The sequence below is a fragment of the Flavobacterium beibuense genome, from assembly GCF_004151245.1.
Classification (GTDB): Bacteria; Bacteroidota; Bacteroidia; order Flavobacteriales; family Flavobacteriaceae; genus Flavobacterium; species Flavobacterium beibuense_A.
Window position 1 is genome coordinate 97,815 of sequence record NZ_JUIW01000004.1, and the last position, 21,058, is coordinate 118,872.

At 39.1% G+C, this 21,058-nt stretch carries 19 protein-coding genes and 2 tRNA genes; 14 read left to right on the forward strand and 7 right to left on the reverse strand.

Features of this window, described 5'->3' with window-relative positions:
* Positions 1 to 47 precede the first annotated feature (47 nt).
* The 5 genes from NU09_RS06315 to rseP all read right to left on the reverse strand — a co-directional run bounded on the left by NU09_RS06315 (position 48) and on the right by rseP (position 4,264).
* Positions 48 to 653, reverse strand: coding sequence for a hypothetical protein (locus NU09_RS06315; protein WP_129750430.1), 606 nt, complete (start codon positions 651 to 653; stop codon positions 48 to 50).
* Between the two features lie 127 nt (positions 654 to 780).
* Positions 781 to 2,403: a hypothetical protein gene (locus NU09_RS06320; protein ID WP_129750431.1), complete on the reverse strand. Its 1,623-nt coding sequence runs from the start codon at positions 2,401 to 2,403 to the stop codon at positions 781 to 783.
* Positions 2,404 to 2,543: 140 nt separating this feature from the next.
* Positions 2,544 to 2,615, reverse strand: a tRNA-Arg gene (locus tag NU09_RS06325).
* 63 nt (positions 2,616 to 2,678) lie between these two features.
* A tRNA-Asn gene (locus tag NU09_RS06330) sits at positions 2,679 to 2,752 on the reverse strand.
* Between the two features lie 162 nt (positions 2,753 to 2,914).
* Positions 2,915 to 4,264: an RIP metalloprotease RseP gene (gene rseP / locus NU09_RS06335; protein ID WP_129750432.1), complete on the reverse strand. Its 1,350-nt coding sequence runs from the start codon at positions 4,262 to 4,264 to the stop codon at positions 2,915 to 2,917.
* 225 nt (positions 4,265 to 4,489) lie between these two features.
* Between rseP and NU09_RS06340 the strand changes: the two genes are divergently transcribed.
* The 6 genes from NU09_RS06340 (at position 4,490) to NU09_RS06365 (ending at position 10,960) form a co-directional block, all read left to right on the forward strand.
* A complete protein-coding gene (locus NU09_RS06340) occupies positions 4,490 to 5,566 on the forward strand; it encodes an NADH:flavin oxidoreductase/NADH oxidase (RefSeq protein WP_129750433.1) in 1,077 nt (358 codons plus the stop codon).
* 64 nt (positions 5,567 to 5,630) lie between these two features.
* Entirely contained in the window at positions 5,631 to 6,674 is a 1,044-nt protein-coding gene (locus tag NU09_RS06345) for a Gfo/Idh/MocA family oxidoreductase (RefSeq protein WP_129750434.1), read from the forward strand.
* Positions 6,675 to 6,680: 6 nt separating this feature from the next.
* A complete protein-coding gene (locus NU09_RS06350) occupies positions 6,681 to 7,634 on the forward strand; it encodes an aldo/keto reductase (protein ID WP_129750435.1) in 954 nt (317 codons plus the stop codon).
* Positions 7,635 to 7,698: 64 nt separating this feature from the next.
* Entirely contained in the window at positions 7,699 to 8,694 is a 996-nt protein-coding gene (locus tag NU09_RS06355) for an alpha/beta fold hydrolase (protein ID WP_129750436.1), read from the forward strand.
* 11 nt (positions 8,695 to 8,705) lie between these two features.
* Positions 8,706 to 9,932, forward strand: a complete 1,227-nt coding sequence (locus tag NU09_RS06360; protein WP_242501837.1) for an MFS transporter — start codon at positions 8,706 to 8,708, stop codon at positions 9,930 to 9,932.
* Between the two features lie 32 nt (positions 9,933 to 9,964).
* Entirely contained in the window at positions 9,965 to 10,960 is a 996-nt protein-coding gene (locus NU09_RS06365) for an aldo/keto reductase (RefSeq protein ID WP_129750437.1), read from the forward strand.
* A gap of 141 nt (positions 10,961 to 11,101) precedes the next feature.
* Here the strand turns inward: NU09_RS06365 and NU09_RS06370 are convergent, their stop codons facing one another.
* Complete coding sequence (locus NU09_RS06370; RefSeq protein WP_129750438.1) at positions 11,102 to 13,015, reverse strand: M1 family aminopeptidase; 1,914 nt, start codon at positions 13,013 to 13,015, stop codon at positions 11,102 to 11,104.
* Positions 13,016 to 13,160: 145 nt separating this feature from the next.
* On the opposite strand from NU09_RS06370, the gene serS reads away from it, so the two are divergent.
* The 8 genes from serS (at position 13,161) to mgtE (ending at position 20,422) form a co-directional block, all read left to right on the forward strand.
* Positions 13,161 to 14,432 (forward strand): serine--tRNA ligase, encoded by a 1,272-nt coding sequence (gene serS / locus NU09_RS06375; RefSeq protein WP_129750439.1) that lies wholly within the window; start codon positions 13,161 to 13,163, stop codon positions 14,430 to 14,432.
* A 188-nt stretch (positions 14,433 to 14,620) separates the two neighbouring features.
* Positions 14,621 to 14,833 (forward strand): hypothetical protein, encoded by a 213-nt coding sequence (locus NU09_RS06380; protein ID WP_129750440.1) that lies wholly within the window; start codon positions 14,621 to 14,623, stop codon positions 14,831 to 14,833.
* Positions 14,811 to 15,344 (forward strand): hypothetical protein, encoded by a 534-nt coding sequence (locus tag NU09_RS06385; protein ID WP_129750441.1) that lies wholly within the window; start codon positions 14,811 to 14,813, stop codon positions 15,342 to 15,344. Before NU09_RS06380 ends, NU09_RS06385 begins: the two co-directional genes overlap by 23 nt.
* 27 nt (positions 15,345 to 15,371) lie before the next feature.
* The gene (locus NU09_RS06390; protein WP_129750442.1) at positions 15,372 to 16,085 is read left to right on the forward strand and encodes a hypothetical protein; all 714 of its coding nucleotides are present in this window, start codon (positions 15,372 to 15,374) and stop codon (positions 16,083 to 16,085) included.
* A 1-nt stretch (position 16,086) separates the two neighbouring features.
* A complete protein-coding gene (locus NU09_RS06395; RefSeq protein WP_129750443.1) occupies positions 16,087 to 17,862 on the forward strand; it encodes a tetratricopeptide repeat protein in 1,776 nt (591 codons plus the stop codon).
* 66 nt (positions 17,863 to 17,928) lie between these two features.
* Positions 17,929 to 18,249 carry a DUF4286 family protein gene (locus NU09_RS06400; protein ID WP_129750444.1) on the forward strand — a complete coding sequence of 107 codons (321 nt, stop codon included), beginning with the start codon at positions 17,929 to 17,931 and terminating at the stop codon, positions 18,247 to 18,249.
* Between the two features lie 51 nt (positions 18,250 to 18,300).
* A complete protein-coding gene (gene rsmA, locus NU09_RS06405) occupies positions 18,301 to 19,080 on the forward strand; it encodes a 16S rRNA (adenine(1518)-N(6)/adenine(1519)-N(6))-dimethyltransferase RsmA (protein ID WP_129750445.1) in 780 nt (259 codons plus the stop codon).
* Positions 19,070 to 20,422, forward strand: a complete 1,353-nt coding sequence (gene mgtE, locus NU09_RS06410) for a magnesium transporter (protein WP_129750446.1) — start codon at positions 19,070 to 19,072, stop codon at positions 20,420 to 20,422. The genes rsmA and mgtE overlap by 11 nt, the downstream gene beginning before the upstream one ends.
* Here the strand turns inward: mgtE and NU09_RS06415 are convergent.
* Positions 20,419 to 21,054, reverse strand: a complete 636-nt coding sequence (locus tag NU09_RS06415) for a hypothetical protein (protein ID WP_129750447.1) — start codon at positions 21,052 to 21,054, stop codon at positions 20,419 to 20,421. The two genes, mgtE and NU09_RS06415, sit on opposite strands and share 4 nt — an antisense overlap.
* Positions 21,055 to 21,058 lie beyond the last annotated feature (4 nt).

The following is a 21,058-nucleotide window of genomic DNA, read 5'->3' on the forward strand; positions in this document are numbered from 1 at the left end:
AAAAAAGCGCCTTCAATGAGGCGCTTTTTTTTATTTTCCAGTAAAAATTACTTTGTTTTTTTAAGCATCATTTTACCCAGTGATTTTGCTGTTTTAGCAAAACCTTCACCTATCCTGCTTTCGTTACTAAAGTTACTTCCCCACTGATCGCCCGGAGCCTCATCACTCTGGATTTCAAGCAGAACATTAGTTTTATTTGCAGTCTCTACAAAACGTAACACTGTGCTAACCTTTGCAGGTTTTTTCATCATGGCTACGTCCCATCCCGGGTAAATCCATACCACATCTACAATAAGAGTATACTTTGCACTCGTTAAGCCTTCTTCTACAGTTACATTTTTCTCGTTACCATATACTTTATTAAGAAGCTCCATGAATTTAGGATTCCATATCATTTGCGGACTTGCTTCCCATTTCTTTTTCCAGGCATTACCGTTACCTTTACTTTTTTCGTTAAGGTCTTTTACCCTTTCTTCAACATACTGCTCGTTAGTAAGGTTATCTTTCATTAACTTAAGGTCAGAGTAATTAAACTCTACGTTAAGTTCTTTCTCTCCTTTTAAGAACTTAAAGTCTCCTTTTTTAACGTCCATATCTTGTGCAATACCTGCAAAAGATACCAGCATTAATGCTAATAGTGCTATTTTTTTCATGATTTAAATTGGTTAATTGAAAGCCAAAAATATAAAAATATTTCACTTAGCTGTACCAACTATTACTAAATAATTAAAAATACCGCATGTATATTACAAAAAAAAGCCTGCTTTCGCAGGCTTTCCGTTAGTTAATGTGAACCTTTATCATCACATCTTCTTTTTCCTTTTTATATACCTCTACGGCAAAATAGCCTTCAGCCACTTCAACAATCCTAGCTATTCCAAACTGATAAACAGGCATTCCTTCTACATCCTGTAAATTAAACACAGGACTGTTTACATAACTCCCATCTGTATCATTAATCTTAAAGGAAGTAAAATAACCGTCACGACCATCAAAGTATTCTTCAGGAGACTGATCCTTTGAAAGGTTATGATTTTTTATATCATCAAGGAAAAACACATAGTGATAATTCCCTACATTAATATATTTAAACGATAAACCTCCTTTGTATTGTAGGCCAACCTGTCTTTTAGGGAGCTTTTTCATCCAGGATAAATTACCCTGTGCATCTATTTTAGTAACTAATATATCTCTGAAATTCGTTGTGTAAGTATTTTCTAAAGGTTTATCTGGTGTAGGTGAAAAGACTGACCCTATAGAAAAGTGCTCTATAAAAAGTACCATGCTTCCGTCTTCATTAGTTACAAGATCCCTATACCACAACCATAGCATATCGACATTAGGATCATCTCCTTTATCAATTTCTTTCCTTTCCTTTTCACTTAAATAAGACTTAACTATCTGTGTAGGGATTTCATGAGTAAATATATTATACTGCCCTCCTTCTTTATGTATTTTTATAACAGCAATACCATCTGCATCATATTCGTCAGTATTATTATAAAAACCTGTACAAACAATGTTACCCTCTTTATCTTCAAAAAGTTTTTTGGCGAAGACAAAATTGTCTTTGATCTCAATTTTTGTAATATTAATTTCTGTTGAACCCGCCGGAATCTTAAAAAGTTCAAGATGATAATTGACTGACTTATCTTTTTTACTCATTTCTTCCCTATCGTCATGATAGACGTTTGCCATCATGTAAGTGTTAGCCTCTGCATCTATGGCATAATCACTTATGCCCATTCTCCTTCTGGTATACGGCATTTTAACTTCTTGCTGAGATGTCACATTGGCATTTTCATCCATAAGACACACTCCAATAATATTCCAGCTTTTTGTGTCCCGCTTTTTCTTAGGCTTTTTTGTGTAGTGGATTAAAATTTTATTTCCTTCTTTTGAAGTAACAAAATTAAATTTTGCTGCCCCGTCTGGCAATATATAAAATGCACCCATTGCACTTCCTGTTACTTTGCCTTCTACTTTTAGCACAAGTGTATTTTTGCCAATAAATTCTCCTTTATCAAAATCTATTTCTCTTGAAAAAAGCTGCTCTACACGACCATCCCATAAGGAATAGAATAAATAGTACCTGTTACCAATTTCCATAAGCTTTTCCAACTGCACATCTTTAGGAAAAAGTTTTGCCACCTCATAGCGTTTTTTTGACCTAAAAACTATTTTCTCTCCTTTACTATCAAACTTTTGGATAAAAATTTCCTTTCTTTTTATTTTAAATGTAAGTATTTGGTCATTTTTTGAAAAATAGAATTTTTCAAAACCATCACAAACTTCATAAGTGTCACTAACAGTATAGCTATAATCTGCAGAAAGTTCTTTTTGAGCCATAGTTATCCAGGCATTTAGTAATAATGCAAGGAGCATAAGATGTTTTTTCATCATTAAATTAAGGTTGGTTAAAAACGACCGCAATTTTACAAAGATATTTTAGTTTTTTTAACATTTTTTTGTAGTCTTTTACCTCATCTGGACATGTAAAATATTAAAACAAAAAACCCGCTTATTTACATAAGCGGGTTTTGTAGCCTCGACAGGAATCGAACCTGTATCAAAAGTTTAGGAAACTCCCATTCTATCCGTTGAACTACGAGGCCGGTATTTTAATAATGAAATGTATCAAAAACAAAAAAGCCAGTCATTAAGACTGGCCTTTGTAGCTCCCCCTCTTGGGCTCGAACCAAGGACCCTCTGATTAACAGTCAGATGCTCTAACCAACTGAGCTAAGGAGGAAACTGTATATTTTAAAAGTAACTGCTGTTTATTTTGTTTTCCCAGCTATACTTAATGTTTCTAAGAACTTGTGTTTGCTAATATTGTTGCCTTTATTGCGGTGCAAATATATAACCATTTTTAATTTTCGCAAAAAAATTCAAGAAAAAAATTTGAAAAATTTTACTTGCCTGTAATTATCTTAAAAATATCATTCCCATTCACGAGTAACACTAATGTTATAAGTAAAACAAAGCCAGTTATTTGAGCATATTCCATGAATTTATCCCCCGGTTTTCTGCCTGTAATCATTTCAAACAATAAAAACATTACATGACCACCATCAAGAGCCGGAATAGGCAATAAATTCATCACACCAAGCATAATTGATAATATTGCGGTAATGTTCCAAAACGCTTCCCAACTCCATGTGTTAGGAAAAATATCAAAAATGGCATAAAAACCACCTACCTCTTTATAAGCTCCTGTTTTAGGTGTAAAAATTACCTTAAGCTGCTTTCCGTAACCTACAAGCTTATCATAACCTTTTTCTGTACCTACAGAGAAAGACTCAAAGAAGCCATACTTTTCACGACGCACTTCATACAGCTTTAACTCTTCAATATTACTTAAAGGAAGCCTTAATGCCTGGGTTATTTCAAATTTACCGTCTTTATCTATTTTGAGCTGTACAGGAACCTCTTTTTTATCTCTTAAAACTACAGCATTAACTGTTTGCCCTTTTAGGTTTTGGGCAGCAGCTATTACCTCATCGGCATATTTTACCTTATTGCCGTTAAAGTTCACTACTATATCTTTAGGCTTAACATTTTCATGATTTATAGAGCCTTCTTCTGTTGCTATCACTACAAATGGCACCCTAAGTTCCGCAATAGATGATTTTTTGCCACTTTCACTAAGCTGCCCTATAAAATCAATCGGCAAGCTAATTTCCTGCTCTTTACCATCGCGCTCTACAAGAACTTTCTTCGCTACAAACAGCTTTTCGTTTACCGAGTAAAAATTATCTACCTTCTCGCCGTCTACAGATATTATTTTATCTCCGGTCTTTAGGCCTATTTCCTCCATAGTAGGATTAGCTATCCATATACCATCCTTAACAGCACTGTTAGGGATATAGTTTTCACCATAGTAAAATGCAATACCTATGTAGATAACAAAAGCCAGTATAAAGTTTACGGTAACACCGCCTAGCATTATAATTAATCGCTGCCATGCCGGTTTAGAACGAAACTCCCACGGCTTTGGCTCTTCGGCCATTTGCTCCTTGTCCATACTCTCGTCTATCATACCGGCAATTTTTACATACCCCCCAAGAGGCAGCCAGCCAATACCATAAACGGTTTCACCTATTTTCTTTTTAAAAAGTGAGTATTTTATATCAAAGAAAAGATAGAACTTTTCAACTTTGGTCTTAAATAACTTAGCCGGTATAAAGTGCCCCAGCTCATGCAGCACGATCAATAAAGATAAACTCAATAAAAACTGAGAGAGTTTTATTACTACTTCCATTTGTCAATTTTACTCTGTTAACGCACAAAAATAGCATTTTCTGATTACTATCGGACATTTAATTTCAAACGTTATCCTATTTAAATGTTTGTTAATAATAGCCCTACACGTTTTAACTTTGCTTTTTGTAAGGTAACTTTACGTTTTGTAAAATCTGTTAATTGGATTTTACCATCAAAAGCATCTGTTTTTTGATTACTTCTTTTAACCTCAAAAAGTAAGATTATGGCTTCAAAATTGTTTTCATTACTTCAAATAAAAAGTATAATTCTTAAAAACCGTATTGTAATATCCCCTATGTGCCAGTATTCGGCCGAAGACGGTTTTGCCAATCATTGGCACCTGGTGCATTTAGGCGCACGGGCCATTGGCGGTGCGGGACTTATTATACAGGAAGCAACCGCCGTTTCTCCCGAAGGGCGCATAACTCCCGAAGATTTGGGCATATGGAAAGATGAACACATCGAGAAATATAAAGAGATAACTGCTTTTATAATGCAGGAAAATGCTATTCCCGGCATTCAGCTGGCGCATGCCGGCAGAAAGGCAAGCACATCGGCCCCATGGCAGGAAAGACGCAAGCTTACCGAAGCCGAAAACGGATGGCAAACGGTAGCTCCAAGTGCCATACCTTATTATGACAACGATACGCACCCACCAAGGGAAATGAGCACAGCTGATATTAAAAAGGTAATTGCCGATTTTAAGGCTGCCACCAAAAGGGCTCACGAGGCCTGCTATAAAGTATTGGAAATACATGCAGCTCATGGCTACCTTATCCATCAGTTCCTATCGCCGCTATGCAATAAGCGTACTGATGAATATGGGGGAAGTTTTGAAAACCGTACCCGATTGCTGATCGAAATACTGGAGGCCGTTAAATCGGAATGGCCTAATGACCTGCCTTTATTTGTACGTATTTCAGGTACCGACTGGGCTGCCGGAGGTTGGGAGATAGACGATTCTGTTAAACTGGCAAAACTGCTGAAAGAAAAAGGGGTGGATGTAATTGACTGTTCGTCCGGCGGGGCTGTGCATTTCCAAAACATTCCTACAGCACCTAACTATCAGGTTCCCATAAGCGAACGCATTAAAAAAGAAACAGGTATACACACCGGAGCTGTCGGACTAATTACCGAAGCACATCAGGCAGAAGAAATATTGGAAAAAAATCAGGCCGATTTGGTGTTTTTTGCCCGTGAATCGCTTCGTGATCCTAATCTTGCACTTAACTTTGCACACGAACTTAAAGCCAATGTTATTTGGCCTAAACAATATGAAAGGGCACAGCTCGAAGACTAATCCGCAATGGTCTTCAGGCTGTCTGTGCTTTCTCTGTAATTAACCGCAACATCTGTTAATAATTATGAAGAAACTAAAAACAGCCCTGCTTTCCTATGGCATGTCCGGCAAAGTGTTTCATGCACCCTTTTTAGAGCTGCATCCGCGCTTTGAGCTAACCGGTTCCTGGGAACGCAGCAAAAAACTTATACAGCAGGATTATCCCGAAGTAAAAAGCTATGGTTCACTCGAAGAGCTTTTAAATGATGATGTAGATGTGGTTATAGTTAATACTCCGGTTGAAACACATTATGAATATGCCAAAAAAGTACTTGAAGCAGGTAAACATGCCCTGGTAGAGAAAGCTTTTACCACCACAACCGCAGAGGCCGAAGAACTTCGTGACCTTGCCAAACAAAAAGGGCTGAAACTTTCGGTATATCAAAACCGCCGTTGGGACAGCGATTTTAAAACCGTTAAGGAAGTTATAGACGAAAAACTGCTGGGCGATGTTGTTGAAGCAGAGTTTAGGTTTGACCGATACAACCCTAACCTTAGCCCCAAAACACATAAGGAAACCGCTAATGCAGGAGCAGGAGTTTTAAAGGACCTTGGCTCTCACCTTATTGATCAGGCAATACATCTCTTTGGATTACCCGATGCGGTTTTTGCCGATTTAAGGATTACCCGAAAAAATTCACTTGTAGACGACCTGATGGATATACTCTTGTATTATCCGGATAAGAGAGTAGGGCTTAGGGCAGGTTTCTTTTTTAGGGAAGCTGTACCTGCTTATGCCGTTCACGGTACTAAAGGATCTTTCCTTAAAAGCCGTGGCGACATTCAGGAAGACGAACTTAAAACCGGAAAAAAACCTACTCTTGAAGGTTGGGGAATAGAACCGGAAGATAAGGCCGGGATACTGCATACCGAGAAACATGGTGAAGTATACCGCGGGCATATCCCTACGCGCCCGGGCAATTACTACGGCCTTTTTGATGCATTATACCATTCTATTACCGAAGATAAGCCGGAACCTGTTCCTGCAGAAGACGGCGTTAAGGTAATGAAGGTTATAGATGCTGCTATACAAAGCAGCAAAGAGAAAAAAGTTATTCAACTAAAATAAACTATCATGCAAAAACGTCAATTAGGAAAGTCTGATCTTCAGGTTTTCCCTATAACCTTTGGGGGAAATGTGTTTGGCTGGACGATAGATGAAAAAACCTCTTTTGAAATACTGGATGCCTTTACAGGTGCCGGTTTTAATTTTATAGACACTGCAGATATATACTCACGTTGGGCTCCCGGTAATAACGGAGGGGAATCGGAAACCGTTATAGGCAACTGGCTAAAAAAGAATAATAATCGTGACAAGGTTATTATAGCTACTAAAGTAGGTGGCGATATGGGAAGCGGCAAACGTAACCTTTCCAAAAAGTACATCCTTAAGGCTGCCGAAGATTCCCTTAAAAGACTACAGACAGGATATATCGACTTATACCAAACCCACTGGGATGACGAAACCACCCCTATTGAGGAAACTCTTGAAGCTTATGACCAACTGATAAAAGAAGGCAAGGTTCGTTACATTGGCGCTTCTAACCTTTCTACCGAAAGGCTTCAGGCATCCATGCGTATTTCCTTTGAGCAGAAACTACCTTCTTATGTTACCTTTCAGCCGCATTATAACCTTTATGAAAGAGAGCCTTTTGAAGCCAGCCTTGAAGAGGTTTGTCTGGAACATAATTTAGGGGTTATAAGCTACTTTTCACTGGCAAGTGGTTTCCTTACCGGAAAATACCGTAGTGAAGCCGACCTGAGTAAAAGCCAGCGTGGTGGTGGAGTAGCAAAATATCTTGATGCAAGGGGAATGAAAATACTTGATACTCTGGACAAGATAGCTGCTGAACTTAACACTTCTCCGGCTACAGTTGCACTGGCATGGCTTATTCATCGTCCTTCGGTTACGGCACCTATAGTAAGCGCAACCAACCTTAAACAACTGGACAGCATTATAAAAGCTCCCGATCTGGCTATTACTAAAGAACAGTTAGATTATCTTACCCAAGTAAGTGCGTGGCATTAATATGGCACAACATTATGATAAAATTGTATAACTCAAAATAAAAGATAGTATCTAATTTTAAACCATGAAAAAAACGGTTTTACTATTACTCATGCTTTTAGGACTAACCCTTAAAGCTCAGGACAATAAACCCGAGGTTTCAGGACTTAGGTTGGAAAATATAGAATACCCTTTTCCGGTAAGTGAGATTTCTCTCAACATACAGGGACATCAGTTAGCCATGGCTTATATGGATGTGAAGCCCGAAAAACCAAACGGAAAAACGGTAATGCTCCTGCATGGCAAAAACTTTTGCGGGGCTTACTGGGGGCACACAGCAAAAGACCTTTCCAAACAGGGTTTTCGTGTAATAATACCCGATCAGATAGGTTTTGGTAAATCGTCTAAAGTAACCGATATTCAATACAGTTTTCAGTTACTGGCAGAGAATACCAAAGCAATTTTAGACCAGCTTGGTATAACAAAAGTAAATATACTGGGCCATTCAATGGGAGGAATGGTTGCTACACGCTTTGCGCTTATGTATCCTGATATGACCGAAAAACTTATACTGGAAAACCCTATAGGACTTGAGGACTGGAAAGTGGTTGTGCCTTACCAAAGTGTGGACGACTGGTACCAGACCGAGCTGAAACAGAATTATGAAAAAATAAAGAACTATCAGCTTACCTTTTACTACGACAACAAATGGAAACCTGAATATGCCCCCTGGGTTAATATACTGGCAGGTTGGACACTTAATAAGGATTATCCTGTAATTGCCAAAAACTCGGCATTAACCTACGATATGATCTTTACCCAACCGGTATGCTATGAGTTTAAAAACCTTACTATGCCTACTCTGCTTATTATTGGGCAGCGTGACCGTACCGCCTTAGGTAAGGCACTGGCTCCAAAAGAAGCTCAGGAACAGTTAGGCAATTACCCTAAGCTGGGTAAGGAAACAGCACAAAAGATTAAAAATGCCACACTGGTGGAGATAGACGGCATAGGGCATCTGCCGCACATTGAGGCCTATGACAGGTTTATTAAACCATTAACCGAATTTTTAAACAAATAACCTTTCAGCAATTGGAAGTAAAGCGCGACGACATGGCAACAGGCGTACTGCAATATAAAAAGCAGTATAAGGATGTAAAAGTCTCTTATCTAAACAGGGTACGATGGGCAGTATCGCTGTATTACTTTTCCATGGGCCTTTGTTTTGCCACATGGGCAAGCCGTATCCCCGATATTAAGACATCCCTCGGCCTGTCTGAAGCCGATTTGGGTACCGTTTTGTTTGCCATTCCCTTTGGACAACTGTTTATCATGCCTTTTTCAGGAAGGCTTGCCTCAAAGTACGGAAGCCATAAAACAGCTGTAATAGGTATAAGCCTGTACGTTATAAGCCTTACCACACTAGGTTTGGGTACAGAACGCTGGCATTTACTGTTAGCCCTGTTCTTTTTTGGTATGTGCAGTAACCTTACCAATATCTCGGTAAACACTCAGGGTATTTATGCCGAAGGGCTTTACAAACGCGCTATCATGTCATCGTTTCATGGGGCATGGAGCATTGCGGGTTTTACCGGGGCAGTAATAAGCCTGGGGATGACAGCACTGAATTTAAGCCCCTTACTGCATTTCATTATCGTATCATGCGCTTTGCTTATTGTTGTAGCCACTAACTTTAAATACCTTGTAAGGGTTAAGAACAAACCGAAAGAACAAACAAAGAAAAAAGGCTTTCCCAAGCTTAATCCCACGCTTATGTGGCTGGGCGTAATAGGCTTTTGCTGTATGCTTAGTGAAGGCATTATGTTTGACTGGAGCGGTGTATATTTTAAAGATGTTGTAAAAGCCCCTGCCAGTCTGGTGGTTTTAGGCTATACTTCATTTATGCTTATGATGGCAACAGGCCGTTTTTTAGGCGATTGGGTAGTACAGCGTTTTGGGCGTAAAAAAGTATTACAGGTAAGCGGCTGCCTTATTTCAGTAGGATTATTGAGTGCCGTTTTACTTCCTTATATAGTAACTGCTGCCCTTTCTTTTATGCTTGTGGGAATAGGTGTTTCTACAGTTGTCCCAACAGTTTACAGCCTTGCGGGTCGCACTCCCGATATTGCCCCCAGTATAGCACTTACTATGGTATCGAGCATTAGCTTTTTAGGATTCATGCTGGGTCCTCCGGTTATTGGTTATATTGCCGAAGCGTTCGGACTTAAAATTTCTTTTGCTATAATTGGTATCTTTGGGTTTGGTATTACCATAATGGTAACGAGAATCAAATCCATAGGTCACCTGTTTATCCGATAAATCAATTAATAATAAAAACATTCAACTAAAAAATGGAATACAGAAAAATAGGAAACTCCGATTTAAAATTATCAGCAATAACTTTTGGCGCATGGGCTGCCGGAGGATGGATGTGGGGTGGCACAGAGCGTAAGGATGCCATACACGCCATTCAGGCTTCCTATGACGAAGGTGTAACTTCTATAGACACCGCGCCCATTTACGGGCAGGGCGACAGCGAAGAGATTGTTGCCGAAGCGGTTCAGAATATTTCCCGCGATAAAGTAGAGATCATTACAAAATATGGTATGCGTTGGGATCTGGCTAAAGGTGACTTTGCCATGAGCAGCAAAAACAATCAGGGTCAGGATATTGATATTTATAAATATGCCGGAAAGGAAAGCATAATCAAAGAGTGTGAAGACAGCCTTAGAAGGTTAAAGACCGACTATATTGACCTGTACCAGATACACTGGCCTGACAGCACTACTCCTATCCAGGAAAGTATGGAAGCGGTTGCCCAACTTATAAAAGAAGGTAAAGTACGCCATGCCGGGGTTTGCAATTACAATGCAGCACAAGTTCAGGAAGCCAATAAATATGTAAACATTGTATCAGACCAGGTTCCTTATAGTATGGTTAAACGCGATATAGAAAGGGAGCTTATTCCTTATACTATTGAGTCGGGTAAATCTATTATTGCCTACAGTCCGTTGGAACGTGGCCTGTTAACCGGAAAAATGCAGCCGGGACATCAGTTTGAGCAAGGTGATCACCGTGCCAAACTTTACTTCTTTAAAGATGAAAACCTGAAACGTACTAACGAATTCCTTACTAAGATTAAGCCTCTGGCCGATGATAAAAATGCCACGCTTTCTCAGTTAGTATTACGCTGGACAATAGAGCAGCCGGGCATTACCATTGCACTTGCCGGAGCAAGAAATGCACAGCAATCGGTACAAAACGCAAAGGCAATTAACGTAAAGCTTAACAAAGAAGAAATAGACTTTATAACCACCGAGCTTAATAAGCTGGAACTGGTAAAATAAAAAAAGAGGCTCAGGGCCTCTTTTTTTATCTTTTTGTCATTTCGATACAAAGCACAGCGAAGTGACAAATCTCATAAATAAATCAACTAGAGATTTCTCCCTGCATTTCATTACGGTTCGAAATGACAGCTATGCACTTTTTTATTCCTTTATAAATTTAAGGGTTACTTCACCTCCATTAGTTATAAGGTTTATAAAATGGATACCGGGTGAAAGCTGCGACACATTCCATTGCGTTTGCGGGCCTGTTTCCATTTCTCTTTGCCCTAACACATCATAAAATACCGCATTTTGTATAGTCGCATTTTGAGGAAGGGTAATATGCAGTTCCTCCTTAACGGGGTTAGGGTATAACTTTACCTGAGAAAGGTTAAACTGTGGCCTGCTTAAAAACGCACTGTTAGAACAGATGATATCTTTTTCGGGGTCAAATTCAAATCCGGCAATGGCAAAAGGTACATTGACCGTAAATTCCTGTCCGCTGAAGGTATGGTCAAGTAACACATCAAAAGTCTCTCCTGCACTGCTTAACAGCCTTACTTTTACAGGCATTTCAAAAAAATCAACCGAATTATGCGACTGCTCTTGATTTATGGTAATCTTTGCCTGTCCGCCACCTAAATCCTGCGTTGTAACATCATAAATAGGATATCCCTGATTGTACACCCAATCGTTAAAAAATTCGGTCAGGTCCATTCCCGATGCAGCTTCAAGATGCGCCTGTAAATCGGGTGTGGTAGCATAGCTGTAGGCCAGTGCCTCATCATCAAGATAATTACGTATTCCCTGAAAAAAATCCTCATCACCTAATACATAACGAAGCATGCTCACCACCATAGCTCCCTTATTATAACTAAGCCTACTGCTAAAAATACGCCCTACATCATTAAGCTGGGTTTCCGGTATGTAAACACTGCCACCCGGTGCCGATGTAATGTTTATTATTCTTTCCCCTTTCCAGTTTACAAAACTAAAATCGCCATCAAGCTCTTTTATAACCAGACCCGAAAGGTAAGTGGCAAAACCTTCGTTAAGCCAAATATCACTCCATGAACCGCAGGTAACCTTATCTCCAAACCACTGATGCCCCAATTCGTGGGCTATTAGGTTCCTCCCGAAGTTTACCATAAACGATACTGTGGTATGCTCCATACCCCCGTTTATGTTGCATTGGGCATGACCATACTTTTCATTAGAAAAAGGATAGGTTTCAAACAGGTTTTCAAACAGGCTCATAATAGCCGGTGTTACGGCAAGCTGCTGTTGGGCAGTTTCAAAATTCTCCGGATAGATATAGTTCACTATCGGGAAAGTATTAGGAGCCGTACCCGCCTGTTGTGTATAGATACTATACTCGGTAACCGCAATGGCAATAAGGTATGCCGGAATAGGGTATTCGTGCTTAAAATGTGTTGTTTTAAATCCTTCACCATCCAGTTCCTGCGACTGCTCTACACCGTTAGAAACACTGGTATATTGTTGTGGTGCCGTTATATACACATCTATACTGTCTATCTTATCGTTAAGATCCTGCTTGCACGGCCACCAGTCTTTTGCTCCATAGGGTTCAGACAGTGTACTCATTACGGGTATGCCGTTGTGTGTGGAAAGGTTAAAAGCCACTTCCTGTGTGGAAGGCGATCCCGAATAGTTTATGGTAACCGTACCTTCCTCTCCCTGTAGCTGCACCTGAGGCAAGGTAATTACAAGTTCGTTTCCGCCTTGGGTAAAACTAAGGTTGGTATTGCCCTGCTTAACCGAACTTACCGAAAGCTGACTTGTAAGATCGAAAGTAATGGTCGTCATATCCTCCAGTGCAATATAATTTGTGGTTACGCTGCCCGTTATAAAAAACACAGCAGGGTCTACCGTAAATTCAAGCCTGTGGTAGGTAATATCATAATTTTCGGTATCAGGATTTGTAGTAAGATCCTTTAGTGTAAAAGCCGATTTCATTTCGGCTTCGGCAATCTGTTGTATCTCTGTATCAGAGCCTTGAGGAAATGCCGAAAAAAAGGCAAGCAAACCTAAAACAGTAAGTATATTTCTTCTCATTAAAGCTATTTTTTTCAAATGTAAACAGAAAAACCTGTTTTTTAGCGCCTTAATTCTTAAAAAACCATACTTTAAACTTTGGTTAGGCACGGGTATTAATTAAAACAATTCATTAAATTTGCTCACTTTATAAAAAACCATATCCATGTTACAGACAGTATTTATCAGAGAAAACAGAGAGAAAGTAATTGAGGCTTTGGGCAAAAGGAACATTGATGCTACCGAAATGGTAGATGAGGTAATTGCCCTTGATGAAAAAAGAAGGTCTACCCAGGTAGAGCTTGATACTGTTTTATCGGAATCCAACAAGCTATCTAAAGACATTGGAGAAATGATGAAAGCAGGCGAAAAAGAAAAAGCTTTGCTTTTAAAAGAAAAAACAGGCCAGCTTAAAGAACAGAGCAAAGAACTTAGCGAAGAGCTTAATAAAGTTTCGGAAGATCTGCTACAGGTACTTTACAAACTGCCTAACCTACCGGCAGACATTGTTCCTGCAGGTAAAACCCCGGAAGATAACCTGGAGGTACACCGTGAAGGTGATATCCCACAGCTTTTTGAAGGTGCCCTGCCACACTGGGAACTGGCTAAAAAATATGACATTATCGATTTTGAATTAGGTAACAAGATTGCCGGAGCAGGTTTCCCTGTATACAAAGGTAAGGGAGCAAGGCTGCAGCGCGCACTTATTACTTATTTCTTAGACAAAAATACAGATGCAGGCTACAAAGAGTATCAGGTACCTCACCTTGTTAACGAGGCATCAGGGTACGGTACAGGCCAGCTTCCAGACAAAGAAGGCCAAATGTACCATGTAGGTCTTGACGATATGTACCTTATCCCTACGGCTGAGGTTCCGGTAACTAACTTTTTCCGCGATGTTATCATCCCTGAAAATGAGCTTCCGGTACTTTGTACAGCATACACTCCGTGTTTTAGGAGAGAAGCGGGATCTTATGGTGCACACGTTCGCGGACTTAACCGTCTTCACCAGTTTGACAAGGTAGAGATAGTTCGTGTAGAGCACCCTGATAATAGCTATGCAGCGTTGGACGGCATGGTAGAGCACGTAAAAACACTTTTACAGGAATTAAAGCTTCCATACAGAATCTTACGATTATGTGGTGGCGACATGGGCTTTACATCGGCACTTACTTATGACTTTGAAGTGTTTTCAACAGCTCAGGATCGTTGGCTGGAAATCAGCTCGGTTTCTAACTTTGAGACCTTCCAGGCAAACAGGCTAAAACTTCGTTTCCGTGATAAGGACAACAAAAATCATTTGGCACACACACTTAACGGAAGTTCATTAGCATTACCAAGGGTACTTGCAGGTATACTTGAAAATTACCAGACTCCTGAGGGTATTGTGGTTCCGGAAGTTTTACGTCCTTACACCGGTTTTGATATAATAAATTAGTAAATTTATTACTATACCAAAACGCGGATAATGCTAAACCAGGTATTATCCGCGTTTTTTATTATATCCTTCGAAATACAGATACCCAACCGTTTCTATAACGGAATTGATTACAGTTAGGAAAAAGGGCGTAAGGCTTTCCGGGCTGAAAAACAGTAAACTTTAGATTATCCAAATAAATATTAATTATGGAAAATATAGATTACAAACATTTCGTTTTTGAATTAATATCCTCAATAAAATCTAAAGTTGATTTTATTGAAAATGACAGAATTGGTCTGACTAAAGAAGAATATGAAGGAATGAAATTAGGATATGGTCATATTATGGAAGATTTATTATTTTTAATGAAAGAATTTGGATTAAATTTAGGTGAATATGGGCTTGAAAAAGATAAATAATTTATTAATTGTTCTATTTATTATCGGGGTGTTTGCATCCTGTAAGGATAATACCCAATATCATTCATTTGAAATCGACAAGTATTTAATAGATTCTATTGTTGTTTATAAATACACGGGAAATAATCAAGGCCAAGGGCTTTATATTGATCGAATTGAATACCATATCCAGGCAAAAAAACTTTTTAATACACCGGTACTATTTTTAAAAACTAAAAACAGAACCGTAAAATTAAATAAAACAGAGAAGGAAGAATATTTTAAACATGAAGTAGACGATTTGAATTCCAGGTTTAATCTAAACAATATGATAAACTATAATAAGGACATCATTTTTTTTAACCAAGGTGTATTATATTCTGACAAAGATTCGGTATCAATATATTCGAATTCAAAAACTGAAGTATTCCTTTATCTGGACAATAAAGAAGTTAGTTTTAATGACACAATAAGTTTATTCAAAACTATTGATTTCAAGCCATTACCAAATGGCTTGAGAAGGAATAAATAAATTAGTAAATTTGTTACAATTTTTGCTATGAAAAAACCGTTTGCCTTTATCGCCTTTCTGGCATCAGCCATAGCATTTGCACAAAGTGCCGGTCCTGTTATACCTCAACAGGGTAAAACCACAGAAGATTTTGTTCCTAAAGGCTGGAAAATTATCTCCTCTGCATCCGGTGACCTTAACAAGGATAAGGCGGAGGATATAGCAATGGTGATTGAAAATACCGACCCCGCCAACTTTGTTACCAATGAAAATTTTGGCTCACAGCTACTGAATCTAAATCCGCGTTATCTTCTTATCCTGTTTAAGGATAAAAAAGGATATATACTCAATACCCTCAACAAAAGTTTTATCCCTTCGCAAAACGACATAGAGTCTCCCTGCCTGGAAGACCCTCTTGCCGAAGCCGAAGAAATGTCAATTACAAAAGGTGTGCTTAGCATAAACTTTCATACCTGGATGTCCTGCGGCAGTTATGGGATAAGCAGAGAAACATTTAGGTTACGCTATCAGGATAGCAGGTTTGTACTTATAGGTTATGACTTATGGGAGTCCAGCAGGAACATTGGCGACATTACCGAAGTAAGTATTAATTTCCTTACCGGTAAAAAGAGTATCACGACAGGAGAAAAATTATTTGATGACAATGACAACAGTTTAATTCAAACTACCTGGGAAGACATAGAAACAAATGAATTGATTAACTTAGCAAACCTGAAGTGGCCCAACGAAATTGAATTTTGATATGAAAAAAGTATTTGCCCTTATAACCTTTATGTGGTCGGTTGCAGTGTTTGCACAAAACGAGCAGCTGGCACAAAACTATTTTGAAAAAGGCGAGTTTGAAAAAGCACTTGTTATCTATCAGGACCTTGATGCAAGGCATCAAAACAACACTTTTTTTATTCAGAAAATCATTGCCTGCTATCAGCAGCTACAACAATATGGCGAAGCCGAAAAGCTTATTAACGAAAAGCTTAAAAGCACCGAAAAACCTTACCTGTATGTAGAGCTTGGTTACAACTATCAGTTACAGGGCGATAAGGAAAAGGCTGAAAAGAATTATAACAAAGCAATAGAAACCGTAGCACAAAACCCTTCAAACGTTTATGCCGTAGCTTCAACTTTTGAACAGAAGGTACAGGTAGAAAAAGCTCTGGAAGCTTATGAAACCGCTACCTCTATAAACAAAAGCCTGAACTTTGATTATCAAATGGCTTTGCTACAGGGACAGTTAGGCAATATAGACCTGATGATAGAGCGACTGCTTAGCTATTCCTATAACAACAAGCAGGCATTGCCTGTGGTACAAAATCAGCTTTCCCGATTCATGAATGAGGAGAGCAACACTTTCAATACTTCATTACGCAAAGCACTCCTTGTAAATACCCAGAAAAATCAGGATATCTTTTGGAATCACTTCTTAAGTTGGTTCTATGTTCAGGAAAAAGATTACGGTAAAGCGTTTATTCAGGAAAAGGCCATTTTTAGGCGTGATCCTGACACCTTTAACAACATTGTTATACTCGCAAGAGTAGCTGCCGATGAAAACGAAACGGAAACCGCACGCGAGATATATGGTTTTATCCTTGAAAATACCACAGACCCTGACCTGCTGTTACAGGCACATGAACACCTTATTGCAGCAGATATAAAAGATAGTACCGAAAAAGAATATCCTGCCATAGAGCAGCGCATTAACAATCTGCTTACACAGTATGGAACCGGACCTACAACACTGGATGTGCAGATCCTTAAAGCCGACTTTGAAGCCTTTCATTTAAAAAACACACAGGCCGGTATAAATACGCTTAACACAACACTGGACCAACAGCTTAACCGCTACCAGAAAGCCAAAGTAAAAATGAAGCTTTCGGATATATTACTGCTGGATGAGAAATTCAATCAGGCAATTATTTATTATGCCCAGATTGAAGACGATCTTAAAAACGATGCCGTAGCACACGAAGCCAGTCTTAAAGTAGCCAAGGCAAGTTATTTTAAAGGTGATTTTGAGTGGGCACAAAAACAGCTTAAGGTTCTTAAATCGTCATCATCGCAGCTAATTGCCAATGACGCCCTGGAGCTTTACCTGCTTATAATTGATAATACTGTGGAAGACAGTACTCAAACAGCTCTTAAAAAGTTTGCTCGTGCCGACTTTAAACTGTACCAGAACAAAAGAACCGAAGCACTTGACGCGTATAAGGACATACTGGCAAACGACAAGACCCAAAGCATTCAGGATGTTACCCTGCTTCGCATAGGCAGGCTGTATGAAGAACAAAAACAGTATGACCTTGCCCTGCAATACTACAAGCAGATAATAGACAATTATGCCGATGGTATCTATGTGGATGAGGCACTGTTCTATTCGGCAGAGATATATAACAAACAGCTGGAAGATCCCGATACGGCCATGCCTTTGTATGAAAAGGTAATTTTCAACCACCAGGACAGTATCCATTTTGTGGAAGCCAGAAAACAATACAGGCAGCTTAGGGGTGATGCAAACAGCTAATTAAATTGTACCTTTGCATCGGTTGTTCCAAATAATCGGATTAACGAATTACCAAATTTACATTTCATGATAATATATAACGTAACAATAAATATAGACGATACCGTACATGACCAATGGCTTAGCTGGATGAAAGACAAACATATACCGGAAGTACTTGCTACCGGAAAGTTTGTGGAAGCTAAAATGGTTAAGGTACTTATCGTTGAGGAAATGGGAGGTACTACCTATTCTATACAATACTTTGCCGAGAACAAACAGATGCTGGAAAGGTATTATCAGGAAGACGCCCCTAAATTAAGGGAAGAAGGCCTTAGGCTTTTTGGCGACAAAATGCTTGCTTTCAGAACCGAACTGGAACTGTTACACGAGTTTAAACGCAATTAGCAATAACGCTGCCTGTGCCTGTAGTGTTGCAGGCCTATATTTTTAATGACGATGGATAAAGTAAAAGCAAAAAAACATCTTGGGCAGCACTTCCTTACGGACGAAAGCATTGCTAAAGACATAGCAGATACCCTCTCCCTTGAGGGTTATAATAAAATACTGGAAATAGGTCCGGGTATGGGCGTATTAACCAAATACCTTTTGGAGAAACCCATAGAAACGTATGTAATTGAGATTGACAACGAATCGGTTGAGTATCTTAATGCACACTATTTTAAACTGCACGGTAAGATAATATCTCAGGATTTTTTAAGATACAACATCACTAAGGATTTTGGTGACGAGCAGTTTGCCATTATCGGTAATTTCCCTTATAACATTTCATCACAAATTGTTTTCCGTACACTGGAAATGAGAGACAGAATTCCTGAATTTGCCGGGATGTTTCAAAAAGAGGTTGCAGAACGCGTTTGCGAGAAAAAAGGCAGCAAAACCTATGGTATCCTTTCGGTACTTACACAGGCTTTTTATGATGCTGAATATCTGTTTACCGTTCCGGAGCATGTGTTTAACCCGCCACCAAAGGTAAAGTCGGGCGTACTGCGCCTGCGCCGAAAAGAAAACTACCACCTTCCGGTAGACGAAAAGCTTTTCTTTAATGTGGTAAAAACTGCCTTTAACCAGCGCAGAAAAACGCTTCGTAACAGTTTAAAAACATTCAACCTTTCTGATAATTTAAAGGAAGATAGTATCTTTGACCTTCGCCCGGAGCAACTGTCTACCGAAGAATTTATTGAACTAACAAAAAAAATAGCGGCCAATGGAGTTTAAAATCAGCAGGGATTTTATTGCTCAGATCGAGCAATTAATAAGTGAGAACCGTGAAAAGGAACTACAGGACCTTCTTCATGATCTCCACTATGCTGATATCGCCGAAATTATGGGCGACCTCGATGACTCCGAGGCTATTTATATATTCCACATACTCGACAGCGAAAAAACAGCCGAGATACTTCTTGAGCTGGATGAAGAGGTAAGGGAAAAGATTCTTCGTGAACTTTCGCCAAAGGAAATTGCCGAAGAGCTTGACGAACTTAGTACCGATGACGCTGCCGATATTATTGCCGAACTACCGCAGGAACGAAAAGAAGAGGTAATCTCTGAACTTGTAGACGTTGAGCACGCAAAGGACATTGTAGACCTTTTGCGTTATGACGAAGACAGTGCCGGTGGTTTGATGGGTAAAGAGCTTGTAAAGGTTAACGAAAACTGGAACGTACTTACCTGTGTAAAAGAAATGAGGGAACAGGCGGCAAATGTGCAGCGTGTACACTCCATATATGTAGTAGATGATGAAAACAGGCTAAAGGGAAGGCTTTCCCTAAAAGACCTGCTAACTACTTCTACCAAAACACCTATTAGCGAAGTTTATATCCCTAAAGTGGATTTTGTAAAGGTTGACACTCCCGATGTGGAGGTAGCCCGTATAATGCAAAAGTATGACCTGGAAGCAATTCCGGTTGTGGATGAGCTGGGCAGGCTCGTGGGCCGTATTACCATTGATGACATCGTAGACGTTATTAAGGAAGAGGCCGACAAGGATTATCAGCTGGCAGCAGGTATCTCGCAGGACGTTGAAGCCGATGACAGCATAATCGAACTTACCCGCGCGAGACTGCCGTGGCTCGTTCTTGCCCTTTTAGGAGGGTTTATAAGTGTAAGACTCCTAAATACATTTAGTGGTGCAATGGACAACCACAAAGAGCTGTTCTTCTTCACTCCGCTTATTGCCGCTATGGCAGGTAATGTAGGTGTACAATCATCTGCTATTATTGTACAGGGTTTAGCTAATAACACCATTAGCGGATCGCTATGGAGAAGACTTGTTAAAGAGATCCTTTTAAGCCTCTTAAACGGCTCATTATTGGCACTTATCCTTATAGCAGGTAGCCATATCGTTTTAGGCGTTAGCTACGAACTAGGCTTAACAGTAAGTGTATCGTTAGTTTCAGTTATTATTATTGCCTCACTTATCGGTACTTTTATTCCTATTTTTCTCAATAAAGTAGGTATTGACCCCGCTTTGGCCACGGGCCCGTTTATCACTACAAGTAATGATATTTGCGGTATCCTTATCTACTTTACTATTGCTAAAATCATATTAGGGTTTTAATAGCCGATTGAAAATCGATTTAACACACCATCTTTAATCCAGTAACCTATAGAACCTTCATTTTCGCTAAAATGGAGCCAGTGTAATTGTTCTTTTTTATAATCCTCAAATTTCTTTGAACTAATAACATTAAAAGACATCGATACAGGATACTTTTCTAAAAACAGTTCCTGCTTATTGCCTATGGATAAGCCATCTATTTCCCATCCTGAATCCGGATTATTTACCTCAACATTATCCAGCAGTACATCATTAATAAAACTATATACATTTCCTTCAAAGCTATAGCTTACAAAAGCCCCGTCATAGCTCAGCTTTTCATCCAGTTTTTTAAGCTTCCCAAACTCTTTTTCAAATTTATCTTTAGTAAAGCCTTTGAGATTTTTACCTTTAAACAGCACCTTATTTAAAGGTATCTTATCTATTTTACCCATAAACATAGACCGTAAATCTTTCTGGAAGTCAAATTCAAAAAACTCTTTTATAACTCCTGTAAGTGATTTTCTTAAAACAAGTTTACTGCCCGGGTATGCTTTATGTTCATTAGGGAAAACTATATAAGAGTTTTGTTGGGTTAAGTATATAGTATCCCTTATATTATCCTTTTCAACAACCACCATATTATGAATCATATCT

Bases quoted from the DNA above. Each gene is read 5' to 3' on its own strand.
- NU09_RS06340 (WP_129750433.1), top strand. From the start codon at position 4,490: ATGGCTTCAAAATTGTTTTCATTACTTCAAATAAAAAGTATAATTCTT.
- rseP (WP_129750432.1), bottom strand. From the start codon at position 4,264: ATGGAAGTAGTAATAAAACTCTCTCAGTTTTTATTGAGTTTATCTTTA.
- NU09_RS06390 (WP_129750442.1), top strand. From the start codon at position 15,372: ATGAAAAAACCGTTTGCCTTTATCGCCTTTCTGGCATCAGCCATAGCA.
- NU09_RS06370 (WP_129750438.1), bottom strand. From the start codon at position 13,015: ATGAGAAGAAATATACTTACTGTTTTAGGTTTGCTTGCCTTTTTTTCG.
- serS (WP_129750439.1), top strand. From the start codon at position 13,161: ATGTTACAGACAGTATTTATCAGAGAAAACAGAGAGAAAGTAATTGAG.
- NU09_RS06395 (WP_129750443.1), top strand. From the start codon at position 16,087: ATGAAAAAAGTATTTGCCCTTATAACCTTTATGTGGTCGGTTGCAGTG.
- NU09_RS06350 (WP_129750435.1), top strand. From the start codon at position 6,681: ATGCAAAAACGTCAATTAGGAAAGTCTGATCTTCAGGTTTTCCCTATA.
- NU09_RS06355 (WP_129750436.1), top strand. From the start codon at position 7,699: ATGAAAAAAACGGTTTTACTATTACTCATGCTTTTAGGACTAACCCTT.
- NU09_RS06400 (WP_129750444.1), top strand. From the start codon at position 17,929: ATGATAATATATAACGTAACAATAAATATAGACGATACCGTACATGAC.
- rsmA (WP_129750445.1), top strand. From the start codon at position 18,301: ATGGATAAAGTAAAAGCAAAAAAACATCTTGGGCAGCACTTCCTTACG.
- NU09_RS06385 (WP_129750441.1), top strand. From the start codon at position 14,811: ATGGGCTTGAAAAAGATAAATAATTTATTAATTGTTCTATTTATTATC.
- NU09_RS06380 (WP_129750440.1), top strand. From the start codon at position 14,621: ATGGAAAATATAGATTACAAACATTTCGTTTTTGAATTAATATCCTCA.
- NU09_RS06320 (WP_129750431.1), bottom strand. From the start codon at position 2,403: ATGATGAAAAAACATCTTATGCTCCTTGCATTATTACTAAATGCCTGG.
- NU09_RS06345 (WP_129750434.1), top strand. From the start codon at position 5,631: ATGAAGAAACTAAAAACAGCCCTGCTTTCCTATGGCATGTCCGGCAAA.
- NU09_RS06315 (WP_129750430.1), bottom strand. From the start codon at position 653: ATGAAAAAAATAGCACTATTAGCATTAATGCTGGTATCTTTTGCAGGT.
- NU09_RS06365 (WP_129750437.1), top strand. From the start codon at position 9,965: ATGGAATACAGAAAAATAGGAAACTCCGATTTAAAATTATCAGCAATA.
- mgtE (WP_129750446.1), top strand. From the start codon at position 19,070: ATGGAGTTTAAAATCAGCAGGGATTTTATTGCTCAGATCGAGCAATTA.
- NU09_RS06415 (WP_129750447.1), bottom strand. From the start codon at position 21,054: ATGATTCATAATATGGTGGTTGTTGAAAAGGATAATATAAGGGATACT.